This window comes from Arthrobacter sp. JSM 101049 (genome assembly GCF_041679245.1).
Taxonomy (GTDB): Bacteria; Actinomycetota; Actinomycetes; order Actinomycetales; family Micrococcaceae; genus Arthrobacter_H.
The window spans coordinates 366,941-389,475 of the sequence record NZ_JBGFFC010000003.1; the positions used below are offsets into that span (position 1 = coordinate 366,941).

A 22,535-nucleotide genomic window follows, 5' to 3' on the forward strand; every position below is an offset into this window, starting at 1 on the left:
CACCGGGTGCCCTTCCGCCGTCGTGCACTAGAGGGCTACTTGCCGGCCGTGTCCGGCTCCTTCGCCGACTCCGCTGCTCGCGACTCCGCTGCCTTCGAGGCCGCCGCTTCCGAGGCGGCCGCAGAATTCTTGGCCTCCTCACGGGCTGCCTTCACGGCGATCGGGCAGCTGAGCTTCCCGTCCGCCTTCTTGGCCTTCTTGACCGGAACGATGTCCTTGAGGTCGTACTTCTTGCCGATGACGAAGTCGACGGTGTCGGCGCTGCGCTTCTTCTTCACGTACTCGGTGCCGGGAACGAACCGCTGGACCGTCAGGGCCTTCGCCCGCCCCGACTGGCCGGAGACCACGGCGCCGACGATGTCCGGGTCGTTGAGCTTCGCGTTGCCGACCTCCCCGATCCGGAAGCCGCGCTTTTCCAGGACCTGCGCCGTGGCCCCGGCCAGGCCGACGGTGGTGGTTGCATTGAGCACGTTGACTGTGACGTCCTTCGGCGCGACATACTGCAGCACCTCCTGCGGGCAGGCGGCGGCGACCGGATCGTGCGTGGGCGCGGCGGCAGCGGGGGTCGGTTGCGGTTCCAGCGCCGGGATGACGATCTGCCGGGTCTTGACCAGGTAGGCCATCACCAGCGCGGCGATGAGCAGGGCGGCCAGCAGGCCCAGCACGATCCCGTGCAGCAGCCGGCGCCGGTAGTAGCGCGGGTTCTCCACGTGCTCCGGGTCGTCGTCTGAGAAGCCCTCGGCGAGGTCGTCCTCGGTGACGATCCGGTGCCCGTGCCAATCGCGCGGATTGCGCTTGCCCCGCACCGGCTAGTCTTCCAGCACCAGGACGCGGGCATGCATGACCGAGCGCTGGTGCAGGGCGGTCCGCACGGCCCGGTGCAGCCCGTCCTCCAGGTACATCGTCCCGCGCCACTGCACCACATGGGGGAAGAGGTCCCCGAAGAAGGTGGAGTCCTCGGCCAGCAACGCCGAGAGGTCCAGGGTGGTCTTGGTCGTCACCAGTTCATCGAGACGCACCTGGCGCGGGGCCACGTCCGCCCAGTCCCGGGACGTGACGAAGCTGTGGTCGGGGTACGGGCGGGAATCGCCGACGGCTTTGAAGATCACCGGTCCAGCTTAGGGAACCCCACGGCCAGTTGGAACGACGCGCGGCGGCACCGGCATGTCAAGGGTCGCGCAACATGGTGCAATGTGACGGAACGCGGCGTAACGATTGCTGTTCACACCGGGCCTCACGGCCCTAACGTTACGGCCATGACTATTGTGCGAACCTCCGTTCCCGTCCTGGACTTCTCCACGGCACGCACCGCAGACGGCAGCTTCACCCCGGACTTCATCGACGCGCTGCGCGACGCGACGCACAACGTCGGCTTTTTCCAGCTCACCGGCTACGGCGCCGCCGACGGGCAGGCCCAGGAGCTGCTGGACACCATGGACGCCTTCTTCAAGCTGCCCCTCGAGGAGCGGTTAAAGCTGGACAACCGCACCTCCGCCCAGTTCCGTGGCTACACGCGGCTGGGCAAGGAGATGACCCAGGGCCGGGCCGACTCGCGCGAGCAGATCGACTACGGCCCCGAGCGCCAGGTGCTGGACTCCTACCCGGCCGACCGCCCCTACCTGAACCTGCAGGGCCCCAACCAGTGGCCGGAATCGTTCCCCGAGCTCGAGCGCGTGGCCATGGCCTGGGCTGACCTGATGTCCCGCGTCGGCGCCGAGCTGCTGGCGGCGATCTCCGTCTCGCTCGGCCTGCCTGAGGACTACTTCGCCGAGCCGTTCGAGGCCGCCCCGGCCTGGATGGGCAAGCTGGTGCACTACGTCGGCGGCCAGGTCCCCGAGGCCGGCACCCAGGGCGTGGGCCTGCACGCCGACTACGGCTTCGTCACCCTGCTGCTGCAGGACCTCGTCGGCGGCCTGGAGGTCAAGCCCTACGGCCAGGACGAGTGGATCACCGTCGAGCCGATCTCCGGCGCCCTGGTGGTGAACCTCGGCGAGATGCTCGAGGTCGCGACGAACGGCTACCTGATGGCCACGATCCACCGCGTCACCGCTCCGCCGGCGGGCGTGGACCGCTACTCGGTGCCCTTCTTCTGGTCGCCGCGGCTGGACTCGGTCATCGACACGGTCCCGCTGCCCGCCGACCTGGCTGCCGCGGCCCGCGGCGTCTCCGACGACCCCACCAACCCGATGCTCTCCTCCTACGGCGCCAACGTCCTGAAAGGCTGGCTGCGCGCCCACCCGGAGACCGCCGCGATCCACTACCCCGAGCTGGTCAAGTAGCAGCCGGACCCGTAGCTGCCGGGTACGACGCCGGCACTCGCCCCGGTCGCGGAGCCCACCCCGGCGCCGGGGCCGGGGCGTTTCCGTACCCACCCTGTCTTCACCTTGCCTGCTCCTCATATTGCACGGCGTTAGAACGTGTGTTCTAATCGTTGGCATGAGGTGGAGCTCCCAGAACCTGGCCACGGCGCCCGCCTCCGACGCGCCGACGCCGGAGCTCTTCGGCGTGCGCGGGCTGGTGCGGACCGTGCGGACACCGGAATTCGCGGGGATGGCCTTCCACGAGGTGCTGGCCAAATCGGCGCTGAACAAGGTCCCCGCCTCAAGCAACATGCCATTCGGCTGGACCGTCAACCCGTTCCGTGGCTGCTCGCACGCCTGCGTCTACTGCTTCGCACGCAACACGCACCGCTACCTGGACCTGGACACCGGCAAGGACTTCGACTCCCAGGTCGTCGTCAAGGTCAACATCGCCGACGTCCTGCGTGCCGAGGTCGCCAAGCCGCGCTGGGGCCACGAGCTGGTCGCCCTGGGCACCAACACCGATCCGTACCAGCGCGCGGAGGGCCGGTATGAGCTGATGCCTGGCATCATCTCCGCGCTGGCCGAGCACGGCACCCCGATGTCGATCCTCACCAAGGGCACCCTGCTGCGCCGGGACCTGCCCCTGCTCGAACAGGCAGCCACCCAAGTTCCCGTGGACATCTCGATGTCGATCGCCATCTTCGACGACGACCTGCAGCAGCGCATCGAGCCCGGCACCCCGAGCACCGCCGCCCGGCTGGCCACGGTGCGGGCCGCTGCGGACCGGGGCTTCAACGTCACCGCCTTCCTGATGCCGATCCTGCCCTACCTCACGGACTCGACGGAGCACCTGGACCACGCACTGGCCGCCCTCAAAGAGGCCGGGGCCACCAGCGTCATCTACGGCGCACTGCACCTGCGCCCGGGCGCCCGCGAATGGTTCCTGTCCTGGATCGAACGCGACTACCCGCACCTGGGCAGCGCCTACCACTCCATGTATGCCCGCTCCGCCTACGCCCCTGCCGACTACCGCGCGTGGCTGGCCCATCGGGTCAAGCCGCTGCTGCGTCGCCACGGCCTGGACTACAAGACCGACGCGGATACCCCGGCACCGCGGCGCATGGATCGCGGACGTGCCGACGCGGGGAACCGGACCGGGCAAGGTCCTTCGACCGTCCCGTCGCTGGGCCTGGAGCCCCAGCCCACGCTGTTCTGACCTCCCGCCCCTGCCGCTCCCCTCCCTGGCCCGTTTTCGGCCAGCGGCAGCAGCGGCAGGGCATTAGGGTGTCTTCATGACTGGCATCACACCTTCGGGCTCGACCACCATCCGCGGCGCGGTCCTCGAAACGATCGGGGCGAACCGGCCATTCGCCGGCTCCGGTCCCCTGCGGGTGCAGGAACTGACCCTCGCGGCGCCCGGCCCCGGCGAGGTCAGGATCCGGATCGAGGCAGCCGGTGTCTGCCATTCGGACCTGTCGGTCGTGGACGGGAACCGTGTCCGGCCGCTGCCCATGCTCCTGGGCCACGAGGCAGCCGGGATCGTCGAGGAGCTCGGCGACGGCGTGGACGACCTCCAGCCAGGCCAGCGCGTGGTGATGGTCTTCCTGCCGCGGTGCGGCGAGTGCGCCGAATGCTCAACGGGCGGCCGGCTGCCCTGTTCGGCCGGGAGCGCCTCCAACAACACCGGTGAACTCCTCGGAGGCGGCCGCCGGTTGAGCCGCGGGACGGCTGCGGACGGCGAGCCGATCCACCACCACCTGGGGGTTTCGGGATTCGCGACGGGGGCCGTCGTGGATCGGAGGTCGGTGGTCCCGGTCGCCTCCGACGTCCCGCCGGCCATCGCCGCGGTTCTGGGATGCGCGGTGCTCACCGGCGGTGGCGCGGTGCTCAACGCAGCCCGCCCGGGACCGGAGGACGACATCATCGTCGTCGGCCTCGGCGGAGTCGGCATGGCCGCGCTCATGGTGGCCCGCGCCGTCACGTCCGGCCGGGTCACCGGCATCGACCAGCAGCCGGAGAAGCTGGAGCTGGCCCGCGATCTCGGAGCCGACGACGCCCTGCCCCCCGAGCAGGCAGGCGAACGGGGCATCACGGCGCCTTTCGTCATCGAGGCGGCGGGACACCCGGTCGCCTTTGAGACCGCAGTTACCCTCACGGGCGCCGGTGGCACGACGGTCACCGTCGGACTCCCCGCACCCGACGCCGTGTCCCGGATCAGCCCGCTCGGGCTGACCGCGCAGGCCCGCTCGATCGTCGGGTCCTACCTGGGCTCGGCCGTCCCGTCCCGTGACATCCCGCGCTTTGTCGAACTCTGGCGGGAGGGCAAGCTGCCGCTGGAGCGTCTGGTCACCCGGCACATCGGGCTGGAGGACATCAACGAGGCGATGGACGAGCTGGCCGCCGGGCGGGCAGTGCGTCAGGTCATCGACTTCCAGCGCTAGCGGCGGCCGAGAGCCGGTCCACGGCCTCGATGACCATCCCAGGCGCACAGGCCAGGTTCATGCGCGCGAAGCCGGCGCCCTGCGAACCGAAGTCCAGACCCCTGACCAAGGCGACGCGGGCCTGCTCGAGCGCATAGGCCGCAGGATCGGCGCCCCAGTCCAGGGCGCGCAGGTCCAGCCAGGCCAGGTAGGACGCCTCGGGTCGGCGCCAGCGCACGGCAGGGAGCTTCTCGGCCAGTTGGGCATCCAGCAGGGCGACGTTCGACTCGATGGCGGCGATGGTCGAGGACAACCAGTCCCGGCTGGCCCCGAAGCCCTCGCGGGTGGCGATCAGGCCGAAGAGGCCCGTCCTGGCGGAGACTTCCCCGGGCAGGGAGCGGATCAGGGCCGCCATCGGTTCCGACGCCGCGGCGAACATGGCCGTCTTCAGGCCAGCGAGGTTGAAGGCCTTGCTGCCGGATTCCGCGGCGATGCCATGGTCGCGGGCCTCTTCGGACACGCTCAGGTACGGGGTGAAGCGCGTCCCGGCGTGCGTCAGCGGTGCGTGGATCTCGTCGCTGACGACGAACGCACCGTGGCGCGCCACCACATGGGACAGGCGGGCCAAGGTGGCGCGGTCGTGGACGAGCCCGAGGGGGTTGTGCGGATTGCACAGCAGCACGGCCTTCGCCCCGGCGGCCAGCGCGCGGTCGATCCCGTCCACGTCGAGGCGGTAGGCATCGGCCTCGTCGAGCAGGGGCACCTCGACGACGGTTCCCCCGGCTTCGGGGACCAGGTCGAAGAACGGCGGGTAGACGGGCGGGGTGATGACCACCCCGTCACCCGGGGAGATCAACCGGCGCAGCGACTCGACGATGACCACGCTGACGTCGGTGGTGTAGGCCATCCGGTCGGGTGCCGGGGACCAGTCCCAGGCGTCGGCCGCGAAGCCGGCGAATGCCGCTGCGGCCCGGGTGTCGTGGGGATTGACGTAGCCGGTGTCCCCCGTCTCGATCGCCTCGCGGAGGGCGACCTGGATGGCGGGTGCCAGTCCGTAGTCCATTTCCGCGACGAACATCGGCAGCACGTCGTCCGGGTGGGCCGTCCACTTCTCGCTGGTGCGGCGGCGCAGGACCTCGATCGGGTCGGCGGCAGTCGTCATCGTGGCCAGGTCTCCTTCACTGCTGCGGGTGTTCTACAGTGCGGCGCGCACCGCGTCGACGAGTTCGTTGGAGAGGGGCTCCACGGCGGAGCGGAACCGCCCCAGGACCTGGCCGTCGCGGCCGACGAGGAACTTCTCGAAGTTCCAGGCGACGTCCTGGACCTCGCCCGTGGGGTAGGCGGTGAGTTCACGGTAGAGCGGATGTGCGTCGGGGCCGTTGACGTCGGCCTTGCGCGCCAGCGGGAACGTCACGCCGTAGGTGGCCTGGCAGAACTGGCCGATCTCCGCGTCGGTCCCCGGTTCTTGCTCCTTGAACTGGTTGCACGGTACGCCCAGGACCATCAGCCCCTGCTCCCGGTAGGTGGTGTACAGCTCCTCCAGCCCGGCGTATTGGGGAGTGAATCCGCACCGGGAGGCCACGTTGACGACCAGGACGACCCGCCCGCCGAAGGCGTCGCCGAAGGTGGTCCCGGTCCCGTCGTTGAGGGTGAGCGGGATGTCCTGCAGCGTGGAAACGGCGTTGCCCATGGTGGCCTTCCTCTCGAGGGGTGCGGTCACCGCCAGTCTAGCCACCCGGTGCCGCGCTTCCGATGGGTCAGCGCCCGGCGAACCGGTTGACGCGGCGCACCGTATCCGGGTGATCCGCCAGGGCCGCGATGCGCGCCGATTCCTCGCGTAGGTGGTCGGCGTACCCCTCGAGCATTTCCGCCCGGAGCAGCCGTTTGGTGGGGGCCAGGGTCCGCACCGCTCCCTGGAGGAAGGCGTCTTCGGCCACGGTGAGTTCCCCGTCGAAGACGGCTGCCGGGGCCGACGCGTTGGCCAGGCCCCAGGCCACGGCCTCATTGCCCGAGAGCCGGCGGCCACCCAGCGTCAGCTCCACCGCTCGTGGGTGGCCGACCACCCGGGGCAGCAGGTAGGACACCCCGGTATCGGGGGTCAGTCCCAGGCCCGCGTACGCGGCGAGCAGCGTGGCCTCCTCGGCGACCAGGACCCAATCGGCGTTGAGCACCAGCCCCAGCCCGGCCCCTGCGGCGGCCCCGTTGACCCCGGCCACCACCAGCAGCCGGGTGCTGGCCAATGCCAGGGCAAGCTCGTGGGCCGCGTCGGCCAGCGCGGCAAGATACCCCGGCCGTTGCTCCGGCGGACGTCCGGCAATGCTACGCACGTCCCCGCCCCCGCAGAAGAACCGTCCGGTCCCGGTCAGCGTCAACACGTGCACTTCCGGGTCGTCCTCTGCGGCGCGGAGGCCGGCCAGTGCCTCGCCCGCCAGCTGCAGGTCCAGGGCATTTCCCTCCTCCGCCCGGTCCAGGACGAGGCGGACGAGGCCGGGGCGCCGTTCGGTGCGGACCAACGTCCGGGTGTCCCCCGGTTCCACCATCATCCCTGGCTGCTGCTTCGTTCCGCCCGCAGCTCGCGCTTGAGCAGCTTCCCCGATTGGTTCCGGGGCAGTTCGGCGACGAAGTCCACCCGCTTGGGGACCTTGTAGTCGGCGATCCGGCCCTTGACGTGCGCGCGCACCCCTTCGGCGGTGAGCGAAGCGCCCTCCTTGAGGACGACGACGGCGGTGATCGCCTCGATCCAGCGTTCGTCGGTGATGCCCACGACGGCGACCTCCGCAACCTCGGGGAGTTCGTAGATGCAGTCCTCGACTTCGCGCGGGGCCACGAGGATTCCCCCGGTATTGATGACGTCCTTGATCCGGTCGACGACCTGGATGTACCCCTGGTCGTCCCGGGTGACCTGGTCCCCGGAACGGAACCATCCGTCGACGAAGGCCGCCGCGGTGGCGTCCGGCTTGTTCCAGTAGCCGGACAGCAGCTGCGGCGACCTGTACTGGATTTCTCCCGGTTCGCCGGGGCCGGCCATGGTGCCGTCGGCGGTGACGACGCGGGCCTCGACGTTGTAGACGGGCAGGCCGCACGAGGCGGGCCGGGCCTCATGCGCTTCGGGGCGCAGGACGGTGCAGAGCGGGCCGAGCTCGGATTGCCCGAAGCAGTTGTAGAAGCCGATCCCCGGGTAGCGGGTCCGCAGTCGCTGCAGCACGGTCACGGGCATGATGGAGGCGCCGTACTGGGCCTTGGCCAGCGAGGACAGGTCGCGGGCCTCCATCTCCGGGTGGTTGCTCAGTGGGACCCAGACGGTGGGGGCCAGGAACAGGGATCCGATGTGCTCCGCCTCCACCCGCTGGAGGATCTCGGCGATGTCCGGCCGGGCCATCAAGCGCACGGAGGCCCCGAGCGACAGGTAGGGAAGCAGGAAGACGTGCATGGCCGCGGAGTGGTAGAGCGGCATGGCCACGAGTGGACGGTCTTCCGCCGTGAAGTCCAGTGCGATGACCGAGGAGACGTATTCGGCGACCAGTGCCCCGTGGGTCATCATCGCGCCCTTGGGGGCCGAGGTGGTGCCGGAGGTGTAGAGCAGCTGGACCAGGTCGTCGCCGGTGACGGCAATGCCGAGCGGCGCGGAATCGGCGTCGATGTCCAACGCGGTCTCCAGCACGGAGCGCGGGTCCCCCTCAACGTCGGGAAGCAGGGGCCAGATCTGTTGGACCTCCGGCGCCCGCCCGCCGGCACGGACCTGGTCGACCAGTGGTCTCAGCGCGGGGTCCGCCACGACCAGGCTGGCACCGGAGTCCTCCAGCACGTAGCCGAGCTCGTCGCCCTTGAGTGCGAAGTTCACCGGGACATGGACCAGGCCCGCTTCGGCGCACGCAAGGTACAAGATGATGTAGGCATCCGAGTTGGCACCGTAGGCCGCGATACGCGAACCGGCGGGTAGGCCCAGCGACAGCAGCCGGTGGCCCACCCGATGGGCGGCCTCTTCGAGCTCGGCGTAGGTCCACTGCCGGTCCTCGAAGCGGATGGCTGTTGCCTGGCCGTTGCGCGAGACGGACCGCCGCAGCAAGGTGCCGATGGTGTTCGCCCGCCCGGCCACCTCGGGTCCACTGGCAGCGGTGTCGCCGACGGGCGTCGATGGTGCAGTCATGACGGTGTTCCTCCTGCGCAAGGGGTCCTCCAGCGCCGCCCGACGCGGCGTGTGGCTTGGGCCACACTCTATGAGGGCTCCGCGCCCGTCCGCTACCCCGTCCCGCCGCCCGCCCGGCAGGAGCCGGAGCTGGGCGGCGTCGTCATCCACCGCCCCGGGACGCGGCGGGTTCCGCCATCCCGTGCCGCGAGGGCACGCGGGGGGCTCGAGGACACCAACGAAGCGATCGACGAGTCGGCCACCGGGCCCGGCGCCAGCCCCATGCCTTCTGGACGATCCGGGGAAAGTAGGCCCTGGATCCTGGCAACATGGGTCCGCGCAGCCCAGTCGGGCGACAATCTGATCACGGTTTCGGCTGCAGGTGCCCTGCAGCCGCGGTTTTCTGGTAGGAATCTTAAGTACGAATGAGTGGTACATCACACTTTTCATGCGTCGTGCAGCGGAATCTGCGCAACGAGGCGACAACAAGGGAGTTCACACCATGACCAGATCGAAGCGTGTTCTGCGCGCGGCCTTGGCCACCGCAGGCATCGGTGCGCTATCGCTCACCGCGTGCACCGGGCCCGTCGAGAGTTCTTCCGACGGCGGCAGCGGCGACAGCGGCTCGACCGTAACCGTCGGAACCACTGACAAGATCGTTTCACTGGACCCGGCCGGTGCCTACGACAACGGTTCGCTGACGGTCATGACCCAGGTCTACCCCTTCCTGTTGAACTCCAAGCCCGGCAGTGCCGAGCCGGAGCCGGGCATCGCGACGTCGGCGGAGTTCACCTCGCCCAAGGAATTCACCGTCAAGCTCAAGGACGGACTGACGTTCGCCAACGGCCACGATCTCACCTCCTCCGACGTGAAGTTCAGTTTCGACCGCGTCGTGTCCATCGCCGACCCGCAGGGTCCGGCCGCGCTCCTGGGCAACCTGGACCATGTCGAGGACCCGGATGATTCCACCGTGGTGTTCCACCTGAAGGCCGGCAACGACCAGACCTTCCTGGGCGTGCTGACCAGCGCGGCGGCACCGATCGTGGACGAGGAGGTCTTCTCGCCCGACGAGGTCACCGCCGACAGCACGATCGTCAAGGGCAAGGCCTTCGCCGGCCAGTACGAGATCACCAACTACACGAAGAACGAACTGGTGACCTACCAGGCGTTCGACGGCTACAAGGGCCTGCTGGGCGAGCCCGCGTCCGAGACGGTGAACTACAAGTACTACACCAGCGCCAACAACCTGAAGCTCGACGTCCAGCAGGGCAACATCGACGTCGCGTTCCGCAGCCTCTCCGCGACCGATATCGCGGACCTGGAAAAGGACGACAACGTCAAGGTCCTCAAGGGCCCCGGCGGCGAGCTGCGCTACATCGTCTTCAACTTCAACACCATGCCGTACGGCGCCAAGACCTCGAAGGACGATGCGGACAAGGCCCTGGCAGTCCGCCAGGCCATGGCGGATTCCCTCGACCGGCAGGCCATCGCCACCCAGGTCTATAAGGACACCTACACCCCGGTGTATTCCTTCGTCCCCTCCGGCCTGCCGGGTGCGACCGAGCCGTTGAAGGAGATGTACGGCGACGGCGAGGGCGGTCCGGATGCAGACCGGGCTAAGAAGCGCCTCGAAGAGGCCGGCGTCGACACCCCCGTGTCGCTGAACATCCAGTACAACGCGGACCACTACGGCCCGTCCTCCGGCGAGGAGTACGCGATGGTGAAGTCGCAGCTCGAGGATACCGGGCTCTTCAAGGTCAACCTGCAGTCCACCGAGTGGGTCCAGTACAACAAGGACCGCACCCAGGACGTCTACCCGATCTACCAGCTCGGCTGGTTCCCGGACTACTCGGACGCCGACAACTACCTGACCCCGTTCTTCGCACCGGGCAACTTCCTGGCCAACCACTACTCGGACGACAAGGTGGCCTCGCTGATCGCAGAACAGCAGGTCACCACGGACAAGCAGAAGCGCCAGGACCTGATCGGCGAGATCCAGTCCGAAGTCGCCCAGGACCTCTCCACGCTGCCGATCCTCCAAGGTTCGACGGTGGCGATCGCCGGCAAGGATGTCGAGGGCGTCAAGAGCACCCTGGATCCGTCCTACAAGTTCCGGATCGGTGTGATCTCGAAGAAGTAGCACACCGGGCCCAGGGGGTGGGGCGGTCATCACAACATGTGGCCGCCCCACCCCGCTTGCCGTCCAGAGCCGGGGTCCGCTGGATCCGGGGCACATGATTTTAGGGAGACATGACTGTAGTAAGCGACACGGAACCGGGCGGGGCCGCCCCGGTTCTGGAAAAGAAGCCCAAGAACCAGGGGCTCGGCCTGGCCCGCTATCTGGTGATCCGGTTCCTGCTGATCATCCCCACCATCTTCATCCTGATCAGCATGGTCTTCTTCCTGATGCGGATCACCGGCGACCCCATCAGTGCCGCCCTGGGCGGCCGCCTGCCCCCGGAGCAGCTGGCCGAGCGCATCCATGCCGCCGGATACGACCGGCCGGTCATCGTCCAGTACTTCGATTACCTGGGCAACATCCTGCACGGAGACTTCGGGACCACGCTGTCCGACAACCGTCCCGTGACCGAGATCCTGGCCCAGTACGGCACCTCCACCCTCGAACTGGTCATCTACGCGCTGATCGTTGCCTTCGTCGTGGGCGTCCCCTTCGGCATGATCGCCGCCTACAAGCGGGACCGGCTGCCGGATGCGTTCATGCGCTTCTTCGCCATCCTGTGCTACGCCACCCCGGTCTTCTTTGCCGGCCTGCTGCTGAAGCTGATCTTCTCCGTCTGGCTCGGCTGGCTCCCGGTCGCGGGCCGGACCAGCTACCTGCCTGAACTCTCGAACCTGCGCAACCCCTCGGGCATCTACCTGCTCGATGCGCTGCGCGCGGGGAACCTGACGATCGCCCTGGACGTCCTGCAGCACGCCGTTCTGCCGGCGATCGCCCTCGGGCTGCTGATCGGCGGGGTGTTCCTCCGCCTGGTCCGCACCAACCTCATCGGCACACTGGGATCCGACTTCGTCGAGGCCGGCCGTTCGCGGGGCGTCAGCGAATACCGCCTGGTCACCAAGCACGCCTACAAGCCGGCCCTGATCCCGATCGTCACCGTCATGGGATTGCAGATCGCCATGACGCTGGGCGGGGCCATCCTGACCGAGACCACGTTTGGCTGGAAGGGACTGGGCTTCATGCTCGCCGAATACCTCACGGCCCGCGACTTCGTCGCGGTCCAGGGCATCGTGATGCTCATGGCCGTGATCGTGGCCTTGACCAACTTCCTGGTGGACGTCATCGCCGCCCTCATCGACCCGAGAGTGAGGTACTGACCATGACCTCCACCACCACGACGCCGTCCACCCCGCAGTCGGTGAGGCAACCCGGGTGGAAAAGGCTGCCGATCATCTCGCACCTGCGCAAAAGCGTCGGGCTGCAGCGCACCATGCTGGTCATCGGCCTCGTCCTGTCGGGGGTCTTCTTCCTGACCGCGATCTTCGCCCCCTTGATCGCACCCTACGGCTACGCGCAGGCCGCCGATGACGCCGGTCGCTTCGGCTCGCAAGTGGCCCCCTCCGCGGCCCATATCTGGGGAACAACCGTCGGCGGATACGACGTCTTCTCCCGCGTGGTGTGGGGAGCCCAAACGGCCGCACTGGTCATCATTCTGGGTGTCCTCCTGTCGATCTTCGCCGGGGTCATCCTGGGCCTGGTCTCGGGCTACCTGGGCGGCTGGGTCGACCGCGTCCTCGTCGTGGTCGCCGATGCGATCTACGCCTTCCCGGCACTGCTGCTGGCCATCGTGATGTCGATCGTGATCAGCGGCGGGCAGTCCAGCCTCTTCGGCGGGATCATGGCGGCGGCGATCTCGATCACCGTGGTCTTCATCCCCCAGTACTTCCGGGTGGCCCGCGCCGAGACAATCCGCCTCAAGGCCGAGCCCTTCGTGGAATCGGCCAAGGTCATCGGCACCTCGAACATCCGCATCATCGCCCGGCACGTGTTTCCCAATGCGACCCGTACGATGCCGTTGATCTTCACCCTCAACGCCGCCGAATCGATCCTGACCCTCGCCGGGCTGGGCTTCCTCGGTTTCGGCATCGAGCCCACCTCGGCCTCCGAATGGGGATACGACCTGAACAAGGCACTCTCCGATGCCACCAGCGGCATCTGGTGGACCGGGCTCTTCCCCGGCCTGGCCATCGTGTTGACCGTGCTCGGCCTGACCCTCGTGGGCGAGTCCATGAACGACCTGAACGACCCGCGGCTGCGGGGCCGGCGCCGCGCCGGACGGAACAAGCGCCGCGGCGGCTACGTGCCGACCACGGCCGATGTGGATGGAACCGGAATGGAGGCCGCCAAATGAGCCACGCAACCACCCCCGGCACCCCCGGGGAAACGGCACCAGGAAACGATTCCGGGCCCGTCCTGTCCATTTCCGGGCTGGAGGTGACCTTCGCGACCGATGGCGGTGATGTCCACGCCGTCAACGACGTGAGCCTGGATGTCGCCCCCGGCGAGGTCGTCGCGATCGTCGGCGAATCCGGTTCGGGCAAGACGGTCACCGCCAAGACGATCCTGGGGCTGTTGCCGGAAACGGCGGCCAGCTCCGGCGTCGTGCTGGTCAACGGCGCCGACGTCATCTCGGTCAGCCCCCGCCAGCTGCGGGCGCTGCGCGGCCGCGACGTCGCCATGGTGTTCCAGGAACCCTCCACTGCACTGAACCCGGTCCACACGGTCGGGTGGCAGATCGCCGAGGGGATCCGTGCCCACGCGGGCTCCGGAACCCGGGTCTCGAAGAAGGAGGCCAAGGCGCGGGCGATCGAGGCGCTGTCCAAGGTCGGCATCCCGGCCCCGGAGCGGCGGGTGGACTACTACCCCCACCAGTTCTCCGGCGGGCAGAAGCAGCGCGTGGTCATCGCCGCGGCGCTGGCCCTGAATCCGGGGCTGATCGTGGCCGACGAGCCGACCACCGCCCTCGATGTCACCGTCCAGGCCGAGATCCTGGAGCTGCTCCGGCAACTGCAGACCCGCGATGGGACCTCGATCGTGCTCATCACGCACAACATGGGCGTCGTTGCGGACCTGGCCGACCGGGTCGTGGTCATGTACCGCGGGGACGTGGTGGAAGAGGCGCCGGTGGCGGAGCTGTTCGCCAACCCCCGGCAGGAGTACACCCGGGAACTGCTCGGGGCAGTGCCCCATCTGGGCCGCAATTCGGCCTCGGCCGGGCTGACGGAGCGGGCCCACTCAGAGGCGGAGGTGCTGGTCCGCGCGACGGGGCTGGACGTCGAATTTCCCGGCGGGATCGGCAAGTCCAGCTTCCACGCGGTCAACAAGGTCTCGTTCCAGATTTCGGCCGGCGAGGTCTACGGCCTGGTGGGCGAATCCGGGTCGGGCAAGACGACGATCGGGCGCTCGATTGCCGGATTGAACAAGATCACCGGCGGCAGCCTGGAGGTTCTGGGGTACGAGATGCGCGATTTCCGGGAGCGGACCTTCAAGCCGTTGCGCAAGGACATCGGCTTCGTCTTCCAGGACCCCGCCGCCTCGTTCAACCCGCATCTGACCATCGGCGAATGCGTGGCCGAGCCCCTGTGGGTCCACGAGGCAACCTCCGCGTCCAAGGCCCGTGAAAGGGTGCGTGAGCTGATGGACGCGGTCCAGCTTCCGGGCCGGTTCGTCGACCGCTATCCGCATGAGCTCTCCGGCGGGCAACGGCAACGGGCCAGCCTGGCCCGGGCGCTGGCGCTGAACCCGAAGTTGCTGATCGCCGACGAGCCCACGAGCGCCTTGGACGTGTCGGTCCAGGCCACCGTGCTGGAGCTGTTCAAGGAAATCCAGCGAGAGTACGGCTTTGCGGCGCTGTTCATCAGCCACGACCTGGCGGTGGTCGACATGCTCGCGGACTGGGTCGGGGTCCTCTACCGGGGCGAACTCGTCGAGGAGGGCGTCGGCAGCCAGATCATGGGCAACCCCCAGCATGACTACACCCGGCGCCTGATCGCCTCGCTGCCGGTCCCCGATCCGGCCGAGCAGGCCCGCCGTCGGGCCGCCAACCGCGACCTGCTACCGAGCTGACCAGCGGAACACGACGCCGCACGACAGCGGGCCCCCGGACCCATCCGGGGGCCCGTTGCGCGTCCGGCTACCCCTTGACGGCCGCCGGGATCCTCCCGCCGGCGACGACCATGCCCACCTGCCGCCGGGACAGCTTCTGGCGCAGCACGATCTCCTTGCCGCCCAGCGTGGCGGCCACGTCGTGTCCGGCCTCCAACTGGGCCCGCAGCCCGCGGATGACCAACCGCTCCCCCGGGGCACCGGCGTCGTAGTCGCCGGGATCGGTGAATTCCAGGGCGAGGATGCCGAAGTTGGCCAGGTTCTGCCAGTGGATGCGGGCGAAGGATTTGGCCACGACCACGCGCAACCCCAGGTAGCGCGGGGCGATGACCGCGTGTTCACGCGAGGAACCCTGCCCGTAGTTCTCCCCGGCGACCACCGCGTGGCCCTTCTCGGCGGCCTTGGCGTGGGCCGGGTAGTCGGGGTCGATGCGGGTGAAGCTGAAGTCGGCGATCTTGGGGATGTTGCTGCGGAAGGGCAGCACGCGTGAACCGGCGGGCATGATCTCGTCCGTGGAGACGTTGTCGTCCATCTGCAACAGGACCGGCAGGTCGAGGTCGTCGGCGATGGCGTCGAAGTCGGGCAGGGACGAGATGTTGGACCCCTTGACCAGTTCGACGGCGGCCGCCTCCTCCGGGGGCAGGGGTGCCTGGAGCATGCTGGTGTTCTGGCTGAAGACCGCCGGCAGTTCCGGGCGCGGATACGCCAGGCCCAGCTCGCTGCCGAGCTCGCGCGGATCGGTGATCCTGCCGGTCAGCGCAGCGGCTGCGGCGGTCTCCGGCGAGCACAACCAGACGGCATCCTCCTCCGTGCCCGAACGGCCCGGGAAGTTCCGCGGCATGGTGCGCAGGCTGTTGCGGCCGGTGGCCGGCGCCTGGCCCATCCCGATGCAGCCCATGCAGCCCGACTGGTGGATCCGCGCCCCGGCGCCGACCAGCCGGGTCAGCCAGCCGCCGGCGATGAGGTCGGCCAGGACCTCGCGCGAGGTGGGGTTGATGTCGACGGAAACCTGCGGGTGGGTCTGGCGTTCGTCGAGGATCTCGGCGACGACGGCGAAGTCGCGCAGGCCGGGGTTCGCGGAGGAACCGACGACGACCTGGAACACGTCCTCGCCGGCCGCCTCGGCCACCGTCACCACGTTCCCCGGCGACGAGGGTCTGGCAATCAGCGGCTCCAGCGACGAGAGGTCGATGGAGTCGGTGACGTCGTAGCCGGCGCCGGGATCGGCGATCAGCTCGGTGAAGTCCCCGGCGCGGCCGACGGCTTCGAGGTAGTCGCGCACTGCCGCATCGGCGGGGAACACGGTGGTCGTGGCACCGAGCTCGGCCCCCATGTTCGCGATGACGTGGCGGTCCATGGCCGTCAGCCCCTCCAGCCCCGGGCCGTGGTACTCGATGATCCGGCCGACGCCGCCCTTGACGCCGTGGCGTCGCAGCATCTCGAGGACCACGTCCTTGGCCGAGACCCAGTCGGGCAGCTCGCCGGTCAGCTCGATGCCCCAGATCTCCGGCATGTTCACGTAGAGCGGTTCACCGGCCATGGCCATGGCCACCTCGAGTCCGCCGACCCCGATGGCGAGCATGCCGATCGCCCCTGCGGCGCAGGTGTGCGAGTCGGAGCCGACCATGGTGGCCCCCGGCTTGCCGAAACGCGACTGGTGGACCGGGTGGGAGACCCCGTTGCCGGCCTTGGAGTACCAGAGGCCGAAACGCTGGGCGGCGGACTGCAGGAACAGGTGGTCCTCGGGGTTCTTCGCATCGGTCTGCAGCAGGTTGTGATCGACGTACTGCGCCGAGAGCTCGGTCTTCACCCGGTCCAGGCCCATGGCCTCCAGCTCTAGCATGACCATGGTCCCGGTGGCGTCCTGCGTCAGCGTCTGGTCGATCGAGATGCCCACTTCCTCGCCCGGCACCATCTTGCCCTCGACTAGGTGCGAGGCGATCAGCTGCTGGGCGACGTTGCGGGCTGGAGAACTGGCGGACTGCGTGGTCATGGTGGGCTCCCTCCGGCTTGCGGTCCGCTACCGGGCCGGCTGCGGACCCACTGTCCATGCTAGGCAAGAAGAGGGGATGCCGACAGGGAAACGGTCGGCAAACAAAAACGGCCCCGACATCGTTCCATGTCAGGGCCGCTTTTGTATCCGCGGAGGATGGGGGATTTGAACCCCCGAGGGCGTGAACCCAACACGCGTTCCAGGCGTGCGCCATAGGCCGCTAGGCGAATCCTCCAGATTGCCCAAAAGAGCAGGCTCCAGCTTACCGGAAGAAATGCCGCAGGCCGAATCGGCGCCACACCGCCCCTGCCCGGCACCCCGACCCGGAGCGGACACAGGCCGATGTCGGGTACACTATTTGTCGGCCCCTCATGTGGTGTCATCCCGCCGAACTCCCCCAGGACCGGAAGGTAGCAAGGGTAGGTGGGCTCTGGCAGGTGCATGAGGGGTCTTTACGTACCCACCGCCTGCGAGGAGGCCGACATGGGCGCCGGACGCTACGCACCCAGCCCCTCGGGCGAACTGCACCTGGGCAACCTGCGCACCGCGTTGCTGGCCTGGCTGTTCGCCCGCTCCACGGGCCGGGACTTCCTGCTGCGCTTCGAGGACCTGGACCGGGCCCGCGCCGGCGCCGAGGAGCTCCAGCTGGCGGACCTGCACGCCATCGGACTGGACTGGGACGGGCCCGTCGTCCGGCAGACCGAACGCGCCGACGGGTACCTCGCCGCCATCGCCGCCCTGCGCGAGGCGGGCCTGCTCTACGAGTGCTTCTGCACCCGGCGCGACATCGCCGAGGCGCCCTCGGCGCCCCATGCGGCCCCCGGCGCGTACCCGGGCACCTGCCGGAACCTGACCGAGGAGCAACGCGCCGTCCGGCGGGCCGAGCGCCCGGCAGCCTGGCGGCTGCGCACCGACGTCGTGCAGTACACCATCACCGATGTGCTCCACGGTGACTTCACCGGCCTCGTGGACGATTTCGTCGTCGTGCGCAATGACGGCGTGCCGGCCTACAACCTCGCCGTCGTGGTCGACGATGCGCTGCAGGGCATCGACCAGGTGGTCCGTGGCGATGACCTGCTGCCCTCGACCCCGCGGCAGGCGTACCTGGGAACGCTCCTGGCCGGGCTGCGCGGCAGCGGCGGACCGGCGTTGCCGCAGTACGCGCACGTGCCGCTGGTGCTCAACGGGCAGGGCCGGCGGCTAGCTAAACGCGACGGATCCGTCACACTGGGCCAGCTCCGCGAGGACGGTGTCTCCGTCGAGCGGGTGCGCACGGTGCTGTTGGAATCGGCGGGCCTTCCCGGCGGCTCGCTGGATGCCGCACTGGAGGCCTTCGACCCGGCGCTGCTGCCCCGCGAACCATGGGTTTTCACCGGCTTTCCCACCGCCTGGCGAGGGATGCAATGAGCCCCGCGAAACAGATAGGCTTCAAGGCGTGAGTACAGCCCTTTACCGTCGCTACCGTCCGGATACCTTCGCGGACGTGATCGGGCAGGAGCACGTCACCACTCCCCTGATGGCTGCCCTGTCGAAGAACCGGGTCAACCACGCCTACCTCTTCTCCGGTCCGCGCGGCTGCGGCAAGACCACGTCGGCCCGCATCCTCGCGCGCTGCCTGAACTGCGCCCAGGGCCCGACTCCGACCCCGTGCGGGCAGTGCGACAGCTGCCGCGAACTGGCCACCGGCGGTGCCGGCTCCCTGGATGTCATCGAGATCGACGCGGCCTCCCACGGCGGCGTCGACGACGCCCGCGACCTGCGCGAACGCGCCACGTTCGCCCCGGTGCGCGACCGCTACAAGATCTTCATCATCGACGAGGCCCACATGGTCACCTCGGCCGGGTTCAACGCCCTGCTGAAGATCGTCGAGGAGCCGCCGGAGCACATCAAGTTCATCTTCGCGACCACCGAGCCGGACAAGGTCATCGGGACCATCCGCTCGCGCACCCACCACTACCCCTTCCGGCTCGTCCCGCCCGAACCGCTGATGGCCTACCTGGAGCGGCTCTGCGCCCAGGAGAACGTCGCCGTCGCCCCGGGCGTCCTCTCGCTGGTCATCCGCGCCGGCGGCGGATCGGTCCGCGACTCGCTCTCGGTCCTGGACCAGCTCATCGCCGGTGCCGGCCCCGACGGGCTGGACTACGAGCTCGCCGTCTCCCTGCTCGGGTACACGCACGCCTCCCTGCTGGACGACGTCGTCGACGCGATGGCCGCCCAAGACGCCGCCACCGTCTTTTCGGCGGTCGACCGGGTCATCCAGACCGGGCACGACCCGCGCCGCTTCGTCGAGGACCTGCTCGAGCGCTTCCGCGACCTGATCATCGTCAAGGCGATGCCCGAGAGCGCCGCCCAGGTCATCCGCGGCCTGCCCGAGGACCAGCTGCACCGGATGAACCAGCAGGCCTCGCTGCTCGGCCACGCCGAACTGAGCCGCAGCGCCGACGTCACCAACCAGGCGCTGACCGAGATGACCGGCGCCACCAGCCCGCGCCTGCACCTGGAACTGCTCTGCGCCCGTCTGCTGCTGCCCGCCTCCGACGCCACCGAACGCGGCGTCAACGCCCGCGTGGACCGCATCGAGCGCCGGCTCAGCTACGCCGGCGACGTCCCCGAGGTCCCCGCCGGATCGCCGGCACAGGACTCCGCCAGCGCCGCCAGCCCGAGAATGCCAGCGCACGACGGCGGTGCCTCCCCGGCTGCCACGGGCTTCGACTCCCCTGCCGGTCCCCAGGGCGGTGGCCCCCAGGGGGCTGCCGCCGTGCGTGAGGCACTGCGCGCCGCCCGCGGCAAGGACCAGCCGTCCGCCGTACCCGCCGCCGCGGCTCCCGCCGCACCGGTGGAGGCGCCCGCACCCGAGCCCACCCCTGCCCCGGCGCCCGAGCCAACCCACGCACCGGAGCCGGCCCATTCCCCGGCAGCAGCCGAGACGCCGGCACCGGAAGCGGCAGAAGCCGCCGTTCCGCAACCCTCGCCATCCGAGGTCCCCGCAGCCACTCCCGGCGATGTGTCTGGCCAAGCCACGGATGACCTCTCCGGTGAGCCCACGACCCCGGGCACCGGCGACGAACGCTGGACCTCCGACGGCCCGGCCGCGACTGCACCCCAGGCCCCGGCGGCCGCATCCCAGCCGTCCCCCGATTGGGGCGGCACCTGGGGTCCGGTCGAGGACGAGCCGGCCCGTCCGGCATCACCTGCCGCTCCCGCGGCCGATCCCGTCATCGGACCGGCCGGCAGCCAGACTCCGAACCAGCCGGGCACCGGCGACCCGGCGGCAGCGTCGGCTCCCACGGATCCAGCCGTCCTCCACCCCACCGGCGACGTCGAGCCGGGCCCAGGGGACGCGCGGCAGGACGCCGGTACCCGGGACTCCGGTGGCGCGGCCGGATCGGTAGAGATGTTCCGCAGGGCCTGGCCGGAGATCATGGATGCGCTGCGCGAGGAGAAGAAATTCGTCTGGCTGACGATCCAGCCGCATGCCTCCCTGGCCGGGTACGACGGCCGGACGCTCACCGTTGCCTTCGCCAATCCGGGCCCGATGAAGGCCTTCTCGGCCAAGCAGGACAACGTCGAGCTGCTGCAACGCAGCATCCACAAGGTCCTGGGGCTGACCCCCGAGATCGTCATCACAGCCGGGGGTTCCGCTCCGGCGGGTGGTTCGGGCCCAAAAGCTGAGCGCCGGCCAGCGCCGGCGTCCCGCGGTCCCCTAGCAGCGCCCCGCGTCCAGGACGAGCCGTCGCGCCCGTCCCCCGCTTCCGAGCAGAACCAGCAGGACCGGCAACCGGACGCCCCTCGGGAACCGGCACGGCCCGCGCCCCGCACGGACGATGGTCCGGCGGCAGCCGTCCCGACGGCTGCGCTTCACCCCGCACCCTCTGCTGCGCCACGGCCTGCCCCGTCTGCTGGTCCCGCCGATCGTGCGGATGAGACCCAGCGCCCCGGCCGCCAGGGTGCACCCGCCGCCGCGGCACCCGCCCCTGCTCCTTCACGCGCCGAGACCGCGGCACATACAGCCGCTGCTCCGCGTCCCGAGGCCGCCGCCCCAGCTCCGGCAGCCGCGCCGCGCCCTGCGTCACCTGCCCCCCAGGCAGCCGCGCCCGCACCGAGCGGACCGGCGGCAACCGGCCCGGCGGCGGCCCTGCGGCAGCGGCGGGCCACGACGCCGCCAAACCGCCAGCAGCGTCCGGCGGCAGCCCCGTTCCCGGACGAAGGACCCACGGACTTCGGGCCGGAGCCCGAAGACGACGGCGGCTACGACTGGGGCAGCGACAACGTGCCCGTGGCTCCCTGGGACGCCCCGGCTGTTCCCTCCACCCCGTCGAACAGCCAAACTTCCCCCGAACCAGCCACCCGTGGCGGCACCGATCCGGACGGCGAGACCTGGCAGCGTCCCGCCGGCCCGGTTCCGGTCGAGCCCGTCCCGGTGGGCCGTCGGGGTGCACCGTCGGCGGAACGGCCGACCGCCCCCGCGCTCCAGGACCTGACGGCGGCGCCGGCCGCGCCCGCCCCCGGCACCGCAGCCGCACCGGCCCCGGGTGCACCGGTGGCACCGGTTCCGGGAACTGGACCCGCACCGGCAACGGGTGCCGGGGCACCGCCGTCGTCCTCGGTGGCACCTCCCCGGGAGGCACCGCGGCCGGCACCGGGCAAGCCGATGAGCCGCTACCAGCAGCTGCTGAACCAGGCCAAGGCCAGGGAACCGCAGGCAGGTGGGACCGCAGCGGGTCCGCGTCCCGGCGGCGGGGCAGCAACGCAGAACGTGCCGGCGGACGTAGAATCTAGGTACGTTGAGGACATTCCCAGCGATGATGACATCTCCATCGAGGAATCCGGGGTGGTCGGCCGGCCGGCGATCGAACGCCTGCTCAACGGCCGCCTGATCGAGGAGCGCAACCACGACGGCACCCCGGTCATCTAGGTTCCCTCCGGAACCGTCATCCGACATTGCAGTGTGAGGTTTCGTGTACGAAGGTGCAGTCCAAGAGCTGATCGACGAGTTCGGTCGGCTGCCCGGCATCGGCCCCAAGTCCGCCCAGCGGATCGCCTTCCACGTCCTGGAGGCCGACCCGGAGGACATGAACCGGCTGGCCGACGCCATCCGCGCGGTCAAGGACAAGGTGAAGTTCTGCTCGGTCTGCTTCAACGTCACCGAGGACGAGACCTGCAACATCTGCCGTGACCCGCGCCGCGACGACACCGTGCTTTGCGTGGTGGAGGAATCCAAGGACGTCATGGCCGTCGAGCGGACCCGCTCGTTCCGGGGGCGCTACCACGTGCTCGGTGGCTCCATCAATCCCATCGCCGGGGTCGGGCCCGACCAGCTGCACATCCGCGAGCTGCTCGGACGCCTGCACGACGACAAGATCTCCGAGGTCATCATCGCCACCGACCCGAACCTGGAGGGCGAGGCGACGGCGACCTATCTGGCCCGCATGCTCTCCACGATCGGCATCAAGATCTCGCGGCTGGCCTCGGGCCTGCCTGTGGGCGGAGATCTGGAATACGCCGACGAGGTCACCCTGGGGCGGGCCTTCGAGGGCCGCCGCGTCATGTCCTGAGCCCCCGGACCGGT

17 protein-coding genes, 1 tRNA gene and 1 other RNA gene are annotated in these 22,535 nt (G+C 69.6%); 11 read left to right on the forward strand and 8 right to left on the reverse strand.

From position 1 onward, the window contains the following. Positions 1–35 precede the first annotated feature (35 nt). Positions 36–806 (reverse strand): LytR C-terminal domain-containing protein, encoded by a 771-nt coding sequence (locus tag AB8M85_RS11180; RefSeq protein WP_372698893.1) that lies wholly within the window; start codon positions 804–806, stop codon positions 36–38. 3 nt (positions 807–809) lie between these two features. Beyond that, on the reverse strand, positions 810–1,109 hold the full coding sequence (locus AB8M85_RS11185) for a type II toxin-antitoxin system VapB family antitoxin (protein ID WP_372698894.1): 300 nt from the start codon (positions 1,107–1,109) through the stop codon (positions 810–812). A 147-nt stretch (positions 1,110–1,256) separates the two neighbouring features. Between AB8M85_RS11185 and AB8M85_RS11190 the strand changes: the two genes are divergently transcribed. The 3 genes from AB8M85_RS11190 (at position 1,257) to AB8M85_RS11200 (ending at position 4,744) form a co-directional block, all read left to right on the forward strand. Further along, entirely contained in the window at positions 1,257–2,279 is a 1,023-nt protein-coding gene (locus AB8M85_RS11190; RefSeq protein WP_372698895.1) for an isopenicillin N synthase family dioxygenase, read from the forward strand. A 157-nt stretch (positions 2,280–2,436) separates the two neighbouring features. Further along, complete coding sequence (locus AB8M85_RS11195; RefSeq protein ID WP_372698896.1) at positions 2,437–3,519, forward strand: Rv2578c family radical SAM protein; 1,083 nt, start codon at positions 2,437–2,439, stop codon at positions 3,517–3,519. Between the two features lie 76 nt (positions 3,520–3,595). Then, complete coding sequence (locus tag AB8M85_RS11200) at positions 3,596–4,744, forward strand: alcohol dehydrogenase catalytic domain-containing protein (protein WP_372698897.1); 1,149 nt, start codon at positions 3,596–3,598, stop codon at positions 4,742–4,744. Here AB8M85_RS11200 and AB8M85_RS11205 read toward each other — a convergent pair. From AB8M85_RS11205 to AB8M85_RS11220, 4 genes are all read right to left on the reverse strand, one after another. Beyond that, on the reverse strand, positions 4,725–5,885 hold the full coding sequence (locus AB8M85_RS11205) for a MalY/PatB family protein (protein WP_372698898.1): 1,161 nt from the start codon (positions 5,883–5,885) through the stop codon (positions 4,725–4,727). The genes AB8M85_RS11200 and AB8M85_RS11205 overlap by 20 nt on opposite strands. Positions 5,886–5,918: 33 nt before the next feature. Next, positions 5,919–6,413 carry a glutathione peroxidase gene (locus AB8M85_RS11210; protein ID WP_372698899.1) on the reverse strand — a complete coding sequence of 165 codons (495 nt, stop codon included), beginning with the start codon at positions 6,411–6,413 and terminating at the stop codon, positions 5,919–5,921. Between the two features lie 67 nt (positions 6,414–6,480). Then, a complete protein-coding gene (locus AB8M85_RS11215; RefSeq protein WP_372698900.1) occupies positions 6,481–7,266 on the reverse strand; it encodes an enoyl-CoA hydratase/isomerase family protein in 786 nt (261 codons plus the stop codon). Beyond that, positions 7,263–8,870 (reverse strand): fatty acyl-CoA synthetase, encoded by a 1,608-nt coding sequence (locus tag AB8M85_RS11220; RefSeq protein WP_372698901.1) that lies wholly within the window; start codon positions 8,868–8,870, stop codon positions 7,263–7,265. Before AB8M85_RS11220 ends, AB8M85_RS11215 begins: the two co-directional genes overlap by 4 nt. Positions 8,871–9,351: 481 nt before the next feature. On the opposite strand from AB8M85_RS11220, the gene AB8M85_RS11225 reads away from it, so the two are divergent. The 4 genes from AB8M85_RS11225 (at position 9,352) to AB8M85_RS11240 (ending at position 14,934) form a co-directional block, all read left to right on the forward strand. Beyond that, entirely contained in the window at positions 9,352–10,989 is a 1,638-nt protein-coding gene (locus AB8M85_RS11225; protein ID WP_372698902.1) for an ABC transporter substrate-binding protein, read from the forward strand. Positions 10,990–11,099: 110 nt separating this feature from the next. Beyond that, positions 11,100–12,185, forward strand: a complete 1,086-nt coding sequence (locus AB8M85_RS11230; protein ID WP_372698903.1) for an ABC transporter permease — start codon at positions 11,100–11,102, stop codon at positions 12,183–12,185. 2 nt (positions 12,186–12,187) lie between these two features. Continuing rightward, entirely contained in the window at positions 12,188–13,219 is a 1,032-nt protein-coding gene (locus AB8M85_RS11235; RefSeq protein WP_372698904.1) for an ABC transporter permease, read from the forward strand. Continuing rightward, on the forward strand, positions 13,216–14,934 hold the full coding sequence (locus AB8M85_RS11240; protein ID WP_372698905.1) for an ABC transporter ATP-binding protein: 1,719 nt from the start codon (positions 13,216–13,218) through the stop codon (positions 14,932–14,934). Before AB8M85_RS11235 ends, AB8M85_RS11240 begins: the two co-directional genes overlap by 4 nt. A gap of 67 nt (positions 14,935–15,001) precedes the next feature. On the opposite strand, the gene AB8M85_RS11245 is transcribed toward AB8M85_RS11240, so the two are convergent. Together AB8M85_RS11245 and AB8M85_RS11250 are read right to left on the reverse strand one after the other, a co-directional pair. Beyond that, entirely contained in the window at positions 15,002–16,966 is a 1,965-nt protein-coding gene (locus AB8M85_RS11245; RefSeq protein WP_372698906.1) for an aconitate hydratase, read from the reverse strand. A gap of 150 nt (positions 16,967–17,116) precedes the next feature. Beyond that, a tRNA-Ser gene (locus AB8M85_RS11250) sits at positions 17,117–17,201 on the reverse strand. A gap of 125 nt (positions 17,202–17,326) precedes the next feature. Between AB8M85_RS11250 and ffs the strand changes: the two genes are divergently transcribed. From ffs to recR, 4 genes are all read left to right on the forward strand, one after another. Beyond that, positions 17,327–17,423, forward strand: an RNA gene (gene ffs / locus AB8M85_RS11255) — signal recognition particle sRNA small type. 26 nt (positions 17,424–17,449) lie between these two features. Further along, positions 17,450–18,373 (forward strand): tRNA glutamyl-Q(34) synthetase GluQRS, encoded by a 924-nt coding sequence (gluQRS, locus tag AB8M85_RS11260; RefSeq protein ID WP_372698907.1) that lies wholly within the window; start codon positions 17,450–17,452, stop codon positions 18,371–18,373. A gap of 28 nt (positions 18,374–18,401) precedes the next feature. Beyond that, positions 18,402–21,881 carry a DNA polymerase III subunit gamma and tau gene (locus tag AB8M85_RS11265; RefSeq protein ID WP_372698908.1) on the forward strand — a complete coding sequence of 1,160 codons (3,480 nt, stop codon included), beginning with the start codon at positions 18,402–18,404 and terminating at the stop codon, positions 21,879–21,881. A gap of 43 nt (positions 21,882–21,924) precedes the next feature. Beyond that, positions 21,925–22,521, forward strand: a complete 597-nt coding sequence (gene recR, locus AB8M85_RS11270) for a recombination mediator RecR (protein ID WP_372698909.1) — start codon at positions 21,925–21,927, stop codon at positions 22,519–22,521. The last annotated feature ends 14 nt before the right edge of the window (positions 22,522–22,535 follow it).

What these genes read in the sequence shown, in the direction of transcription:
- AB8M85_RS11190 (WP_372698895.1), top strand. Translation starts at nt 1,257, where the DNA reads ATGACTATTGTGCGAACCTCCGTTCCCGTCCTGGACTTCTCCACGGCA.
- AB8M85_RS11195 (WP_372698896.1), top strand. Translation starts at nt 2,437, where the DNA reads ATGAGGTGGAGCTCCCAGAACCTGGCCACGGCGCCCGCCTCCGACGCG.
- AB8M85_RS11200 (WP_372698897.1), top strand. Translation starts at nt 3,596, where the DNA reads ATGACTGGCATCACACCTTCGGGCTCGACCACCATCCGCGGCGCGGTC.
- AB8M85_RS11205 (WP_372698898.1), bottom strand. Translation starts at nt 5,885, where the DNA reads ATGACGACTGCCGCCGACCCGATCGAGGTCCTGCGCCGCCGCACCAGC.
- AB8M85_RS11210 (WP_372698899.1), bottom strand. Translation starts at nt 6,413, where the DNA reads ATGGGCAACGCCGTTTCCACGCTGCAGGACATCCCGCTCACCCTCAAC.
- AB8M85_RS11215 (WP_372698900.1), bottom strand. Translation starts at nt 7,266, where the DNA reads ATGATGGTGGAACCGGGGGACACCCGGACGTTGGTCCGCACCGAACGG.
- AB8M85_RS11220 (WP_372698901.1), bottom strand. Translation starts at nt 8,870, where the DNA reads ATGACTGCACCATCGACGCCCGTCGGCGACACCGCTGCCAGTGGACCC.
- AB8M85_RS11225 (WP_372698902.1), top strand. Translation starts at nt 9,352, where the DNA reads ATGACCAGATCGAAGCGTGTTCTGCGCGCGGCCTTGGCCACCGCAGGC.
- AB8M85_RS11230 (WP_372698903.1), top strand. Translation starts at nt 11,100, where the DNA reads ATGACTGTAGTAAGCGACACGGAACCGGGCGGGGCCGCCCCGGTTCTG.
- AB8M85_RS11235 (WP_372698904.1), top strand. Translation starts at nt 12,188, where the DNA reads ATGACCTCCACCACCACGACGCCGTCCACCCCGCAGTCGGTGAGGCAA.
- AB8M85_RS11240 (WP_372698905.1), top strand. Translation starts at nt 13,216, where the DNA reads ATGAGCCACGCAACCACCCCCGGCACCCCCGGGGAAACGGCACCAGGA.
- AB8M85_RS11245 (WP_372698906.1), bottom strand. Translation starts at nt 16,966, where the DNA reads ATGACCACGCAGTCCGCCAGTTCTCCAGCCCGCAACGTCGCCCAGCAG.
- gluQRS (WP_372698907.1), top strand. Translation starts at nt 17,450, where the DNA reads ATGGGCGCCGGACGCTACGCACCCAGCCCCTCGGGCGAACTGCACCTG.